The following is a 14007-nucleotide window of genomic DNA, read 5'->3' as shown; positions in this document are numbered from 1 at the left end:
GGCGGTGAAGCGGCTGTGACGTGCGGAAAGCTGAGTCTGGGTCGGGAACACGATACGGGGTGGGGGGCGCCTGCGGCGGGCCTGTCCCCTCCCCGCCCCTTCCCGAAACCGGGGCTCCGCCCCGGGCCCCTCCTGTCCTCAAGCGCCGGACGGGCTGGATTCGGGGCTCCGGCCCCGGGCCCCGCTCCTCAAACGCCGGAGGGGCTGAGAAGTCGAGGGCGGGAGTTGTGGCCCCCGCCCCCGCCCCTTGTTACTTCTCCGTCACGCCCGCCGAGTCGAACGTCGCCACTTCGTGCATCGCGCGCGCCGCGCTCTGCACGATCGGGAGCGCCAGCAGCGCGCCGGTTCCCTCGCCCAGTCGCAGGTCGAGGTCGACCAGCGGGCGCAGCCCCAGCTTGTTGAGCGCGGCTACGTGGCCGGGCTCCGCGCTGCGGTGCCCGGCGATGCAGGCCGCCAGTGCCTCGGGGGCGATGGCGCGGGCCACCAGAGCCGCCGCGCCCGCGCTCACGCCGTCCAGGATCACCGGCGTACGCAGGGAGGCTCCGCCGAGGAGGAAGCCAGCCATCGCCGCGTGCTCCAGGCCGCCGACCGCCGCGAGTACACCGATCGGATCGGCCGGGTCCGGCTGGTGCAGGTCGAGGGCGCGGCGGACGACGTCGACCTTGCGGGCGTGCATCTCGTCGTTGATGCCGGTCCCCCGGCCGGTCACCTCGGAGGCGTCGATCCCCGTGTACACGCAGATCAGGGCCGCCGACGCGGTGGTGTTGGCGATGCCCATCTCGCCGGTGAGCAGAGCCTTGTTGCCTGCCGCCACCAGGTCCCGGGCGGTCTCGATGCCCACCTCGATCGCCGCGAGGACCTCTTCCCGGGAGAGTGCGGGACCCGTCGTGAAGTCCGCTGTTCCCGCGCGTACCTTGCGGGGCAGCAGCCCCGGGGTCGCCGGCAGGTCCGTGGCCACGCCCACGTCCACGACACAGACCTCGGCGCCGACCTGGGCCGCGAAGGCGTTGCACACGGCTCCGCCGCCCAGGAAGTTCGCCACCATCTGAGCGGTGACCTCCTGCGGCCAGGCGGTGACGCCCTGGGCGTGCACCCCATGGTCGCCGGCGAAGATCGCGACGGCCGCGGGCTCCGGGATCGGCGGCGGGCACATCCGGGAGAGCCCGGACAGCTGTGCGGAGATGATCTCCAGCATGCCGAGCGCGCCGGCGGGCTTCGTCATCCGCTTCTGGCGTTCCCACGCCTCGCCGAGCGCCTTCGCGTCCAGCGGGCGGATCGCGGAGATCGTCTCCTGGAGCAGGTCGTGCGGCTCGGCGCCGGGCAGCGCGCGACGGCCGTAGGTCTCCTCGTGGACGACCCAGGACAGCGGGCGGCGCTTGGACCAGCCCGCCTGCATCAGCTCGGGCTCCTCGGGGAATTCGTCGACGTAACCGACGCACAGGTAGGCCACGACCTCCAGGTGCTCGGGGAGGCCGAGCGCGCGGACCATCTCCCGCTCGTCGAAGAAGCTGACCCAGCCGACACCGAGGCCCTCGGCACGCGCGGCGAGCCACAGGTTCTCGACGGCGAGGGCCGAGGAGTACGGCGCCATCTGGGGCTGGGTGTGCCGGCCGAGGGTGTGACGGCCGCCGCGGGTGGGGTCGGCGGTCACGACGATGTTGACCGGGGTGTCGAGGATCGCCTCGATCTTCATTTCCCTGAACTGCTTCGCCCGGCCCTTGGGCAGCGACTCGGCGTAGGCCTCGCGCTGGCTCTGGGCCAGTTCGTGCATGGAGCGGCGGGTCTCCGCGGAGCGGATGACGACGAAGTCCCACGGCTGCGAGTGGCCGACGCTCGGCGCGGTGTGCGCCGCCTCCAGCACCCGGAGCAGGACCTCGTGCGGAATCGGGTCGCTGCGGAAGCCGTTGCGGATGTCCCGGCGCTCACGCATGACCCGCAGGACCGCTTCCCGTTCGGCGTCGTCGTAACCGGGGGCGGGCGGGGTGAACGGCTCGGCCTGTCCGGCGAGTTCCACAGCTTCGGCGGGCCCTTCGAGCTGCTGTGCCGCCTCCGGCTGCTGCGGTGCCCCGGTGTGCCGCGGTGCTTCAGCCTCTGCCTGCTGGTCGGCGGCGGGTGCCTGGTGGTCGGGCGCCGGCGGCTCCGGGAGCTCCGGTGTCTCGATGACCTCGGGGCCGGTGTCCTCGGCTTCGGGCACGGCCAACTCGGCCGCTGCTGCCGCCGTTGCGCCGCCGGGCTCGGGGGCGGGGGCCGGGGTGGCTTCCTGCTCCGTTACGGGGAGTTGCTGGGCCGTCGGCTCCTGCGCCTCCGTTCCCTCAACTCCCTCCGCTTCCTCCGTCGCGGGCTCGGCCGACTCCACCGGTGCCACGGGCTCCACCGGTGCGACGGGCTCCACCGGTGCGACGGGCTCCAGCGGTGCCACGGGCTCCACCGGCTCCGCAGCGATGGGCTGCACGGGCTCGGGGGCGAGCGGCTCGGCCGCCGACTCCGGCGTAACCGCTTCCGGGGCCACAACGGCTTCCGGAGCAGCGACGGCTTCCGGGCTCTCGGCCACTGCTGCCGCCGGGGCCGGCTCAGGGGCCGGCTCGACGGGCCGCTCCTGCTCGGGCACCACGGCCTCGGGCTGTACAACCGGCTCGACGACAGGCTCTTCCTGTGCCGGGGCCTGGGGTTCGGGGGCTGCGGCCTCCACCGGGACGGCCTGGGCCTCGGGCTCCGGGGCCGTGGCGGCAACGTGCTGCGCCGCCACCGGCTCCGGCGGCCCGGATGCGGCCACCTCGTCGGCCGGAGCCTGAGCGGGTGCCTCTGCCGGAGCCTCCGGCGGGGCCGCCTCGGGCTCCGGGACGACGACGGGGCCGGCGGGGGGCATCTCCACGGCGGCCGGTGCGGGAACGACCGTTTCTGCCGGGACGGCCTGCGGGGCCTGCTCGGGCTGGGCAGCGGCAGCGGGCTGCTCCGGCTGCTCGACCGGGGCCACCGAAACCGCCGCCGGAACGGGCACGGGCACGGCCACCGGCTCGGCCGGCTGTACCGCCTCGACCGGCGGGACCTCCTGAACCGGCTCCTCGGCCTCGACCACGGCCTCGACCTGTTCAACCACCGGTGCCTGCTCGACCACTACGGGCTCGACCACCGGCTGCTCGACCACCGGCTGCTCGGCCTCGACAACCTGAACCTGCTCCGGCTGCTGAGCCGTATCGGCCGGCGCCGGCTCCGCAATGACCTGCTCCGGCTCCGGCTGCGGCTGCGCCCCCCACGGGGCGCCGGCCTGCGGCGGGATCTCGCCCAGCTGCGGGCCGGGCAGGGTCGAGGGGTCCTCGGCCGGGACGTCGAAGTACTCGGGGCCGGTCGTCGGCGGGCCGGCGTGGCGGGCGGGGGCGGCGGTCCGGGTGGCTCCGGCGGGGCCCCGGTCGGCCAGCGAGCGCACGACGCCGCCCTGTGTTCCGCCGTACGTCGGGGCCTCGGCGGAGGTGGGGCCCCGGTGCAGCGGGCGGCGGGCGGGGGCGGCGGCCGCGTGCGCGCCGACCGGTGCGGGCGCGGGGTTGCGTACGCCGTTGAGGTCCACGGAGCCGGAGTCGCGGCCACCGGACTCATGGGTGCTGTGCGCCTCGGCGGGGGCGGCGACGGCCTGGCCCTGCTGCGCGGGGAGCTGCTGCTGGGCCTGGGTCTGGGTCTGGGGCGCACCGTGCTCGGGAGCGGCGGGCTGCGCCACCGCGGTCTGCGCGGCGGGCTGGCCCTGCGCGGGGGCCGGGGCGGCCTGCGGGTCGCTCCAGGCGCCCTGGGAGGTAGGCATCAGCAGAAGGTCGTCGTCCTCGGGAGTGTGCTCGGAGGGGTCGAGGAAGGTGTACGCGTCCGGGGCGGGGATGCCCGGCTGCTCCACCATGCCTGCGTTCTCCGGCAGTCCCTCGCCCGGGATCTGGCCGGTGTCAGTCATGCGTACCCCTCGCCCATCGTCAGTGCTCCTTCGGCCCTTCGCCCGGGACGCCGAACCACGGCACGCCGGTGCTCGTCAACAAGAACGAGCGGGCTCGCCGCGCGGCACGAAACGCCCGCGGGGCTTCCTATTCTCGCGGCCGTTCGCCGCCGCGACAGGCTGTTCTGCCACGGCTCACTGTGGACTGCGCCACGTTGCGCGTCCCCCGGGTTGTGCCGTACCACAGTGCGGACCAAAACGGTCCACTTTTCCGGACATTGACGAACGAAGCGACGAACGGCCGGGTGCGGTACAACAATCCGCCAGCCTACCTTCCGCACCGGGCCGAGCGGGTCAGGGGGCGAGGTCCGAACGGCGTCCGGACAGCAGGAACACGACCGACCTTTCGCGCTCGGTCCAGGCGGTGGTGTCCAGGTCGACGGACTGGAGCAGCGCGCATTCGACCGTGTAGCCGTTGCCGGTGAGCGCCCCGCCGAGGGCCTCGGCCTCGTCGCGGGTCGAGGCGTGGGTCACGATGCGTTCGGGGCGGCGGTCCGCGACCGCGGTGGCCACCGGGACTCCCCCGCCGCCGATCCGTACGACGTCCGGTTCGGGCAGCCGTTCCAGGACGTGCGGGGCGCGGCCGCGGACGATTTGGACGGGGACGCCGAAGGCGCGGGCGGCGGCCTCGGTGCGGGCGCAGGCGGCGGGGTCGTCGTCCACGGCCAGGACCGCCGCGCCGAAGCGGGCCGCCTCGACGGCGAGGGCGCCGCTGCCGGAGCCGATGTCCCAGACCAGGTCGCCGGTGCGGGGGCCGAGGCGGGCCAGTTGGGCGGCGCGCAGACCGGGGAACTCGCCCTCGCCGGACTCCTGCATGCGCTCGGCCCCGGCGGCCCGGTAGGCCTCGGCGGGCAGGGCCCAGCCCCGTATCCCCTGGGGGTAGGCGGGCGGGCGGCCGGCGATCCAGGCGCCGGCGGCGGTGGTCTCGGGGCCGCCGCCGATGACGATGACGACGTTGGGGTCGCGCCAGGCGTGGTCGGCCGCCTTGTCGGAGGTGAGGACGGTGACGCGCTCGCGGGCGGTGCCGAGTTCCTCGCAGATCACGAAGGTGCGGTGGACGCCGTCGAGGAGCAGGGCCAGTTCGGCGGGTCCGGCACCCGGTGAGGTGAGGACGGCGACCTTGTGGTGGGCCCGGCAGACGTTGACCGCGCGGCGCAGGGTGCGGGGGTGGGCGACGACGACCTGGGCGTCGTCCCAGGGCATGCCGGCCCGGGCGAAGGCGGTGGCCACGGAGGAGACGGCCGGGACGACCTCGACCTCCAGTCCGTGTTCGCGGGCGCGCAGGGTGCGGACGACGCCGAAGAAGCCGGGGTCGCCGTCGGCGAGGACCACGGCGCTGCCGCGGTGTCCCGCGATCCTGCGGGCGGCGAGGTCGACGCTGCCGAGGCGGACGCGTTCGGCGTGCGGGGGCACTTCCGGCAGGGCGAGGTGGTGGGCGGCGCCGGCGACGAGCGTGGCGGCCGAGAGCGCGGCCGTGGCCGCTCTGGTCAGTGGCGAGCCGTCCCAGCCGATCACCGTGACCCGGTCGGCCATCGTCGTCTGTCTCCTGAGGTGTCGGAGGGGGCGGGGCGTTGCCCGTGCGGTGCCGGGCAGGGGTGAGAGTACCTGGTCCGGACCTCGCTCTTCCGGGGGGCCTCGGGCTCTACTTCCAGTTGTTGTACGTGCCGTAGTCGCCGGCGTCGGCGAGCTGTTCCGCGACCCCTTCGAGATCTTCCGGGAGAAGCCCCCAGACGATCAGGTCGGTGCGGATGTCGGTCCAGCCGCCGTCGGTGCCGTTCTCGGTCCGGGTGCGGGCGATGCGGGCGTTGCGCAGGACGCCCTCGCTGATGCAGCCGAGCTTCTGGGCGACCTGCTGGGAGGCGGTGTTGTCGGCGGGGGTGCGCAGCTCGATGCGTTCGAAGCCCTGGTCGCGGAAGAGCCACTGGGCTATGGCGAGCACGGATTCGGTGGCGTACCCCTCGCCGCGGGCCCAGGGGGCGGTGATGTAGCGGACCTCGGTGGAGCGGGTACGCCAGTCGGTGTTGAGGAGGCGGACGCTGCCGACGAGCCGCTGGGTGAGGAACTCGGTGACGGCGAGGGCGATGCCGTGGCCCGCGGTGCGCTCCGCGGGAGCGATTCTGCGGACCCACCGTTCGGCGTCGACCTGGGTGTACGGGTTCGGCCCGTCCATCCACGCGACGACAGCCTCGTCGTTCATCATCTCGATGTACGCGGGGATGTCGGCCATCTCGAAGGGGCGCATCACCAACCTGTCCGTGCTGATGGAGATGGACGGAAAGGTGGTAGTCATGCGCAGCTCCATGCCGAAGACCGGGTAAAAGCACAGCATGCAGCATCGGGTGCGTGGTGTGCATGGGCGGGGCCGCACGGCGGAGCCCCGCACCTTCCGGGCGGAAGGTGCGGGGCTCCGCCGGCAAGTGCCGGGTGGACGTCAGGACTTGGCGGGGGTGCCGAAGGCCGGGACGATCGCGCCCTCGTAGGTGTCCTCGATGAACTTCTTGACCTCGTCGGAGTTGAGGAGCTTCGCGAGCTTCTCGACGCGCGGGTCCTTCTCGTTGCCGTCCTTGACCGCCAGGAAGTTGGCGTACGGGTTGCCCTCGGCCTTCTCCAGGGCGAGGGAGTCCTTGCCGGGCTTCAGGTCGGCCTCGATGGCGTAGTTGCCGTTGATGACGGCGGCGTCCACGTCGCCCAGGGCGCGGGGCACGGTGGCGGCCTCCAGCTCCTTGAACTCCAGGCCCTTCTTGTCGGTGATGTCGCTCAGCTTGGCGCTGGTGCCGACGCCGTCCTTGAGGGTGATCAGGCCGTTCTCGGCGAGCAGCTGGAGGGCGCGGCCGCCGTTGGTGGTGTCGTTGGGGACGGCGATGGTCTGGCCGGCCTTGATGTCCTTGAGGTCCTTGACCGTCTTGGAGTAGAGGCCCAGCGGCTCCAGGTGGACGTTGACCACGGGCACGATGGTGGTCTTCTGCTTCGCGTTGAAGTCGTCCAGGTAGGGCTTGTGCTGGAAGAAGTTGGCGTCGACCTGGCCGCTCTGGGTGGCGGTGTTCGGCAGGACGTAGTCCGTGAACTCCTTGACCTCCAGGTTGAGGCCCGCCTTCTTCGCCAGGTTCTTCTTGACGAAGTTCAGGATGTCGGCGTGCGGCGTCGGGGACGCGGCGACGACCAGGGCCTTGGAGGTGTCGGCGTTCGCGCCGGTCTCGCTCTTGGCGGCCGGGTCGGAGGCCGTACCGCAGGCGCTCAGGCCCAGGGCGAGGGCGGCGGCGGAAGCGACGGCTGCGGTGATCTTGATGTTCTTGCGCACGAAAAGTGCCTCTTTCTTGTGGTGGTGCGCCCGGACAAGGAGTTCGGGCTCGGTGGGACGGAAAGTTCTGGGGGGCGGGCCTCAGGAGGCGGTGCGGCCGCGGCGGGCCAGCAGCCGGACGGCGATGTCGCCGATCAGCTGGATCACCGTGACGATGACGACCAGCAGCGCGACGGTGACCAGCATGAACCGGTTGTCGAAGCGCTGGAATCCGTTGGTGATGGCCTGGGAGCCGAGGCCTTCGCCGCCGACCGCACCGGCCATCGCGGAGTAGCCGATGAGCACGATGAGGGTGGTGGTGACACCCGAGACGAGCGAGGGCAGGGCCTGTGGGAGGAGCACCTTGCGGACGATCGTGGGGATGGAGCCGCCCATCGACTGCACTGCCTCGACGAGTCCGTGGTCGACCTCGCGGATCGCCGTCTCGACGAGCCGGGCGAAGAACGGGATGGCTCCGACGGCGAGCGGCACGATCATCGCGGTGGGACCGATGAAGGTGCCGACGACCCAGGTGGTGAAGGGGATCAGGGCGATCAGCAGGATGATGAACGGCAGGGAGCGGCCGATGTTCACGATCACGCCGATGACCTTGTTCACCAGGGTGTTCCGCAGCAGTCCGCCCTTGTCGGTGAGGACCAGCAGAACGCCGAGCGGCAGTCCGCCCACGACGGTGATCAGCGCGGACCACAGCACCATGTAGAGGGTGTCGACGGTGCCCTGGGTCAGCAGGGGCTGCATTTCGGACCAGGTCACTTGACGACCTCCTTGGTGAGCGCGGCGGACGTCTGCTCCGGTACGACGGTGGCGGCCTCCGGGCCGGTCTCGTCCTCGACGACCTCGGCCTGGAGGCCCTGCTCGCGCAGGAAGCCGATGGGAACGACGTTCTCCTCGAAGCGGCCGGGCAGCTCGATGCGCATCCGGCCGATCTGCTTGCCTCCGACGGTGTCCATCGCGGCGCCGAGGATCGAGATGTCGATGTTGTACGTACGGGAGAGCTGGGAGATGACCGGCTGGGAGGCCGATTCCCCCTGGAAGGTGACGTCGACGACCGTGCGGTCGGGGCCGGAGGCGGTCCCGCCGACCGGGAACAGCTCGTGGGCCAGTTCGGAGCCGGGGGTGGCGAGGAGTTCCGCGACGGTCCCGGACTCGACGATCCGGCCGCGCTGCATGAGCGCCGCGGAGTCGCAGATGGTCTTGACGACGTCCATCTCGTGGGTGATGAGCAGGACGGTCAGGCCGAGCTGCTGGTTGAGGTCGCGCAGCAGCTGGAGGATGGAGCGGGTGGTCTCGGGGTCGAGCGCGGAGGTCGCCTCGTCCGAGAGCAGCACCTGAGGGTCGCCCGCCAGGGCGCGGGCGATGCCCACACGCTGCTTCTGACCGCCGGAGAGCTGACCGGGGTAGGCCTTCGCCTTGTCGGCGAGGCCGACCAGGTCGAGGAGTTCCCTGGCCTTGCGGGTGCGCTCCTGGCCGGAGAAGTTGAGGATCTCCAGCGGCAGCTCCACGTTGTCCAGCACGGTGCGGGAGTCCAGCAGGTTGAAGTGCTGGAAGACCATGCCGATGCGGGTGCGGGCCCGGCGCAGCTCGGCGCTCGCCCGTCGGCCGCGGCCGGCGAGGGCGGTGAGGTCCTGGCCGGCCACCGTCACGGTGCCGGAGGTGGGGCGTTCCAGGAGGTTGACGCAGCGGATCAGGGAGGATTTGCCGGCGCCGCTCTGTCCGATGACGCCGTACACCTCGCCTTCGCGGACGTGCAGGTCGACGCCGTCGAGTGCGGTGACCTCACGGTCGCGCGACTGGTAGACCTTCGTGAGGCCCGTCGTGGTGATCACAGGGGTTTCCGTCACTGTCGAGTGCGCGGCGCGGTGTCCGCCGGGCACGGGGCATTCGTCTGAAGAGACTTTTCGGGCTGGTCGGCCGGGTGTCTCGGCATGGCTGTACGCGGCGGTCGGCCGGTGGGCAGCGCATGCGCGGGCGCGCTCGTTCCGCAGGGTGCGGACGGCGCAGGCTCGGTCTCGCTTCGGGGCGCGAGGCTCAGGCGGGGGCCCTCAGAAGGCGCGCATTCGACACATACAACGAGCACCGGGCGTGCTGATCGCCTCGGTCGCAAGGGTGCGGCTGCTCGTCGTGGTCATGGGCCAAGTAAAACAGACGTGAGGTCTCCGCGATCCCGGTTGTCCGCATAGCGGACAGTGCTGGATGGTCGGATCCTGGCCTTCCGGTTACCTCGGGACGTGCGCGGCACACGGCTGTGACCTGCGATGACAGGGTGATCGCACGGGCGGGTTCAGGGCTGAGCGGGTGGCCGGTGAGCGGAACCTTGGCCGCCGGTTGTGGCCAAGGCCACGATGTGGGCCCCGGTGCGGTGGCCGCCCGAGTGGTGGCCGGGGCCGCACGCGGGCGGGCGTTCCGTCCGTAATACCCTCGACTCATGCTTGACGCCCTGACGGTCGCGGTCGCCGTGACCGCGCTCGCCCTCGCCGCCTGGTGCGGACATGCCGCCTATCGGGACCAGCCGACGAAGGACTGGCATTTCATCGGGATGGCGGTCGTCTCCGTGCTGGCGCTGGCCCAGTTGGTCGTGGGCGTCGTGCAGCTGGCGCGCGGGGAGCGGCCGGAACAGGGAATGGCGGTGTTCATCGCCTATCTGATCGGTTCGTTCGCCGCCGTGCCCGCGGCCGGATTCCTGTCGTTGACCGAACGGACCCGCTGGGGTTCGGTCACGGTCGCGGCGGGCGCGGTCGTGCTGGCGGTTCTGGAGGTCCGGCTCTATGACATCTGGGGAAACTGACGTGAGCGACACCGACCGTCCCGAGGTGGCCGCGGCCCCGAAGCCGTCCTTCGAGCTGGGCACCGGTCCCGGCCGGGTCCTGGTCTGGTTCTACGGGGTGTTCACGGTCGCGGCGGCCTCGCGGACGATCGTCGAGATGGTCAGGGGCTTCGACCGGGCGCCGCTGGCGTACGCGCTCTCGGCCGTCGCGGCCCTGGTGTACGGCTTCATCACGTACTCGCTGGTGCGCGGCGGTGAGAAGGCCCGCCGGGCGGCGCTGGTGTGCTGTGCCGCGGAGCTGCTCGGTGTGCTGGTCGTCGGCGCGTGGACGCTGGTCGAGCCGGCCGCCTTCCCGGACTCGACGGTGTGGTCGGACTTCGGGATGGGTTACCTCTTCATCCCGGTGATCCTGCCGGTCACCGGGATGATCTGGCTGCGCCGCGCGAAGACGGTCGCGGTGTAGCGACGCCGTTCCGGCCCCGCCGCGCGCGGCGCACGGTCAGGCGCTGGCCACGTAGTCCCGGTCGGCCGCGTCCTTCTCCAGCAGGACCATCCGGACGCCGTCGGCTCCGGTGACGTCCCCGACCTGGGCGTATCCGGCCCGCCGGTAGAGCCGCAGATTGCCCTCGCTGCGGTGTCCGCTGTGCAGCCGGAAGCGGGTCGCGGCCCGCTCGGCGGAGAGGGCCGACTCGGCGGCGAGCAGCAGTCTGGCCCCGAGGCCGTGGCCCTGGAGCCGGGGGTGGACGCAGAGCTTGCCGATGAGGCCCGTGCCGTCCGGGTCGGTGACCCCTCGGACCGAGCCGACGACCTCGTCCCCGAGCCGGGCCACGAACACCAGGTCGTCGGCGACTTCGGTGCGCAGGGATTCGAGGGTCTGGACGAGCGGGTCGATCCGGTAGTTGTCGTACAGCTCCGCCTCGCGCTGGAAGCAGAGGTACTGAAGTCTGAAGATCTGCTCGACGTCCTGTGCCGTCGCCGCCGAGATGGTCACGCTCATGCCCATGTGTGCACGCCTCCCGCTCACCTGTTCGCCGGTTGCCTACCGCTCCTTTCCCGCACGGAAGGAGCGACAACCTCCGCAGCCAGCATTCTGCGCAGACATCCAAGGCAACGGGAACGGATCGGGCCCAAGCTCCCCTGTGACATACCCAACTCCCCTGCGATTTCCCGGTAGGTCGGGTCGCTGGGGGCGAGCATCGCCTCCAGCAGCCGGGGGCAGCGGCCGGGCAGCCGGGCCAGCGCGGAGCGCAACGCCCGGCGTTCGGCGGCCCCGAGGGCGGCACGTTCCGGGCAGTCGGCCGGTCCGGCGGCGGGTTCCGTTCCGGCGTACGGGCGTTCCCGCCGGGCCGCGCGGCGTCCGCGGCGGGCCTCGCCCCGTACGGTGTCGCGCACCCAGCGGGCCGCGTCGGCGGGTGGTCCGGCGGCGGCCGGGCGCTCCAGCAGCCGCACCCAGACGCTCTGTTCGAGGTCGGCGGGGTCGAGCCCGGCGGCCGGGGCCTCGGCCCTCGCCTCCGCGCGCACCAGGGGTTGTAAGGCACGGACGACGAGGGCGGTGGAAGCGGCCGGGCCGGGGTCATGATCGAGAAGCGTCATGCCCCGGCGGACGTGCCGTGACGGCCGCCGGTTGCCCCGGGCGGCGCTCCACCACCCGACCGGGGTATGCCGGGGCGGGCGGCTGACGGCGCACCCCGGGTACGAGTGGTGCGCCGCGCCCGCCTCCGTACCGGGTCAGCGCCCGGCGTGGTCCGCCGCCGCGAGCAGCGCCGTGTCCGGATGGTCGGCGAAGATGCCGTCGATGCCGGTGGCGAGGTAGGCGGCGCAGGCGCCGAACACGTCACCGTAGGCGTTGGGGTCGGTGCCGCGCCGGAAGTCGGCGGGCAGGAAGCTGTTCTCGTTGCGCAGCGTGTACGGGTGCAGCCGCAGGCCCTTGGCGTGCGCGTCCCGCACCAGCGTGGTCGGGGTGGTGAGCCGTCCCGAGGCGTCCTTGGGGATGACGAGATCGAGGGTGGGTCCGATGCCCTGGGCGAAGGAGGCCATCCACGCCAGCCCGGCGGGCTTCACCAGGTCGGCGACGGTACGCGGGTCGCCCGACTCGACGAAGTCCCAGGGGCGCTCCTTCGGGCCGGAGAGCAGGACGATGCGCGGAGTGTCGACGAGGCGCGCGAGGCGCTGGACCGAGCCGGGCTCGAAGGACTGGAGGATGAGCGCGGAGTTCTGGCGGTCCCGGCCGTACCGGCGCAGCAGCCGGGCGAGCGGCTCCTCCAGGCCGAGGCCCAGCTTGCGGAAGTAGGTGGGGTGCTTGGTCTCCACGTACAGCCAGACCGGCTTGGAGCGCTTGCGGCCCTCCTTCTCCGCCCAGCGCAGCACCTCCTCGAAGGTGGGGACCGTCCAGCGGCCGTCGTAGAGGGTGTTGTCCGGGCGGTTGCCCGGGATGCGCTCCTTGGCCCGCAGGGTCTTCAGCTCGGCGAGGGTGAAGTCCTCGGTGAACCAGCCGGTCAGGGAGAGGCCGTCGATGCTCTTGGTGGTCCTGCGGCCGGCGAACTCGGGGTGGTCGGCGACGTCGGTGGTGGCGGTGATGTCGTTCTCGTGGCGGCAGACGAGGTGGCCGTCCTTGGTCGGCACGAGGTCCTGCTCGATGATGTGCGCACCCATGTCGAGGGCCAGCTGGTAGGAGCCGAGGGTGTGCTCGGGGCGGTAGCCGCTGGCCCCGCGGTGGCCGATCACCGTCGGCACGGGCAGATCGCGCAGCGATCCGTGGCCGCCGCCGTGGCCGCGGCCCCGCTCGGCAGCCTGGGCGGTGGCGGGCAGGCCCAGGGCCGCGGTACCGAGGACCGCGGCGCCCAGAAGGGTCCGTCGGCCGGGGGTCTTCCGCGCACGCTCCGTCATGAATGCTCCTCGCTTGGTGATGTCCGGGACCGGTCGAGCGAGGCCCGATCGTAGGCTGGGAGGTGTACGAGAGGGCGGACCGTCGGCCAACATGGCGGAAACACACGTCAACACTGCGTATCCGCTTCGTGAACCCGATGTGCGATCAGCGCATACCCGCGAGTATCGTCCTCACCTGCACCGACCATCACCCGTCGGCACCGGCCACCGCCCGTACGACCCATTCCATCGCGGCCGGCCAGGCCACGACACCGGAGGAACCGTTGTCCCGTCTCACGGTCATCAAGGCAGTGCTCGGACCGATTCTGCGCCTGATGTTCCGCCCACAGGTGGAAGGCGTCGAGAACATTCCCGGGACCGGGCCGGTGATCCTCGCGGGCAATCACCTCACGTTCATCGACTCGATGATCATGCCGATCTGCTGCGACCGGCCGGTGTTCTACATCGGCAAGGACGAGTACGTCACGGGCAAGGGCCTGAAGGGCAAGCTGATGGCCTGGTTCTTCACCGGCTGCGGCATGATCCCGGTGGACCGGGACGGCGGCCGGGGCGGGGTCGCGGCGCTGATGACGGGACGCCGGGTGCTGGAGGAGGGGCAGGCCTTCGCGATCTACCCGGAGGGCACCCGCTCCCCCGACGGCCGGCTCTACCGGGGCCGTACGGGCATCGCGCGGCTGACGCTGATGACGGGCGCTCCGGTGATCCCGTTCGCGATGATCGGGACCGACAAGCTCCAGCCGGGCGGCGCGGGTCTGCCCCGGCCGGGCAAGGTCACGGTGCGCTTCGGTGAGCCGATGGAGTTCTCGCGCTACGAGGGCATGGACCGCGACCGCTATGTGCTGCGGGCGGTGACCGACTCGGTGATGGCCGAGGTGATGCGGCTGTCCGGCCAGGAGTACGTGGACATGTACGCGACGAAGGCGAAGGCCGCCTGACCCGTACGACGGGAGGCCGCCTGCCTCGCCCGGTGGCTACGGCGAAGGGCCCGCACCCCCCTTAGGTTCTAGTGGTCGTTGCAACACCCCAGCTCAAGGGGTGCGATGGACTTCGGGATCCGTGAGGTGCGGACCGCGCAGGGGCCTGTGAAGC

The 14007-nt window shown here is 72.1% G+C and carries 12 protein-coding genes; 3 read left to right on the top strand and 9 right to left on the bottom strand.

From position 1 onward, the window contains the following. Nucleotides 1–250: 250 nt before the first annotated feature. From cobT to ACIQRW_RS35560, 6 genes are all read right to left on the bottom strand, one after another. The gene (gene cobT / locus ACIQRW_RS35585; protein ID WP_403768752.1) at nucleotides 251–3931 is read right to left on the bottom strand and encodes a nicotinate-nucleotide--dimethylbenzimidazole phosphoribosyltransferase; all 3681 of its coding nucleotides are present in this window, start codon (nucleotides 3929–3931) and stop codon (nucleotides 251–253) included. 333 nt (nucleotides 3932–4264) lie between these two features. Next, the gene (cbiE, locus tag ACIQRW_RS35580; RefSeq protein WP_403768749.1) at nucleotides 4265–5503 is read right to left on the bottom strand and encodes a precorrin-6y C5,15-methyltransferase (decarboxylating) subunit CbiE; all 1239 of its coding nucleotides are present in this window, start codon (nucleotides 5501–5503) and stop codon (nucleotides 4265–4267) included. Between the two features lie 109 nt (nucleotides 5504–5612). Continuing rightward, a complete protein-coding gene (locus ACIQRW_RS35575) occupies nucleotides 5613–6299 on the bottom strand; it encodes a GNAT family N-acetyltransferase (protein ID WP_403768746.1) in 687 nt (228 codons plus the stop codon). A gap of 102 nt (nucleotides 6300–6401) precedes the next feature. Next, entirely contained in the window at nucleotides 6402–7268 is an 867-nt protein-coding gene (locus ACIQRW_RS35570) for a MetQ/NlpA family ABC transporter substrate-binding protein (RefSeq protein WP_403768743.1), read from the bottom strand. Between the two features lie 81 nt (nucleotides 7269–7349). Next, nucleotides 7350–8021 carry a methionine ABC transporter permease gene (locus tag ACIQRW_RS35565; protein WP_403768740.1) on the bottom strand — a complete coding sequence of 224 codons (672 nt, stop codon included), beginning with the start codon at nucleotides 8019–8021 and terminating at the stop codon, nucleotides 7350–7352. Next, nucleotides 8018–9094, bottom strand: coding sequence for a methionine ABC transporter ATP-binding protein (locus ACIQRW_RS35560; RefSeq protein WP_403768738.1), 1077 nt, complete (start codon nucleotides 9092–9094; stop codon nucleotides 8018–8020). The genes ACIQRW_RS35565 and ACIQRW_RS35560 overlap by 4 nt, the downstream gene beginning before the upstream one ends. A 599-nt stretch (nucleotides 9095–9693) precedes the next feature. On the opposite strand from ACIQRW_RS35560, the gene ACIQRW_RS35555 reads away from it, so the two are divergent. After that, the gene (locus tag ACIQRW_RS35555; protein ID WP_003970287.1) at nucleotides 9694–10053 is read left to right on the top strand and encodes a hypothetical protein; all 360 of its coding nucleotides are present in this window, start codon (nucleotides 9694–9696) and stop codon (nucleotides 10051–10053) included. Nucleotide 10054: 1 nt separating this feature from the next. Beyond that, complete coding sequence (locus ACIQRW_RS35550) at nucleotides 10055–10495, top strand: hypothetical protein (RefSeq protein WP_403768736.1); 441 nt, start codon at nucleotides 10055–10057, stop codon at nucleotides 10493–10495. Nucleotides 10496–10531: 36 nt separating this feature from the next. Here ACIQRW_RS35550 and ACIQRW_RS35545 read toward each other — a convergent pair whose 3' ends face one another. The 3 genes from ACIQRW_RS35545 to ACIQRW_RS35535 all read right to left on the bottom strand — a co-directional run bounded on the left by ACIQRW_RS35545 (nucleotide 10532) and on the right by ACIQRW_RS35535 (nucleotide 12918). After that, nucleotides 10532–11035, bottom strand: a complete 504-nt coding sequence (locus ACIQRW_RS35545; RefSeq protein WP_403768733.1) for a GNAT family N-acetyltransferase — start codon at nucleotides 11033–11035, stop codon at nucleotides 10532–10534. A gap of 17 nt (nucleotides 11036–11052) precedes the next feature. Continuing rightward, nucleotides 11053–11625, bottom strand: coding sequence for a sigma-70 family RNA polymerase sigma factor (locus ACIQRW_RS35540; protein WP_403768730.1), 573 nt, complete (start codon nucleotides 11623–11625; stop codon nucleotides 11053–11055). Between the two features lie 135 nt (nucleotides 11626–11760). Continuing rightward, entirely contained in the window at nucleotides 11761–12918 is a 1158-nt protein-coding gene (locus ACIQRW_RS35535) for a glycerophosphodiester phosphodiesterase (protein ID WP_403768727.1), read from the bottom strand. A 263-nt stretch (nucleotides 12919–13181) separates the two neighbouring features. On the opposite strand from ACIQRW_RS35535, the gene ACIQRW_RS35530 reads away from it, so the two are divergent. Continuing rightward, the gene (locus ACIQRW_RS35530; RefSeq protein WP_050359578.1) at nucleotides 13182–13853 is read left to right on the top strand and encodes a 1-acyl-sn-glycerol-3-phosphate acyltransferase; all 672 of its coding nucleotides are present in this window, start codon (nucleotides 13182–13184) and stop codon (nucleotides 13851–13853) included. Nucleotides 13854–14007: the final 154 nt, after the last annotated feature.

This window comes from Streptomyces sp. NPDC091287, assembly GCF_044768525.1.
Taxonomy (GTDB): Bacteria; Actinomycetota; Actinomycetes; order Streptomycetales; family Streptomycetaceae; genus Streptomyces.
This window is presented reverse-complemented; position numbering and strand designations above follow the sequence as displayed.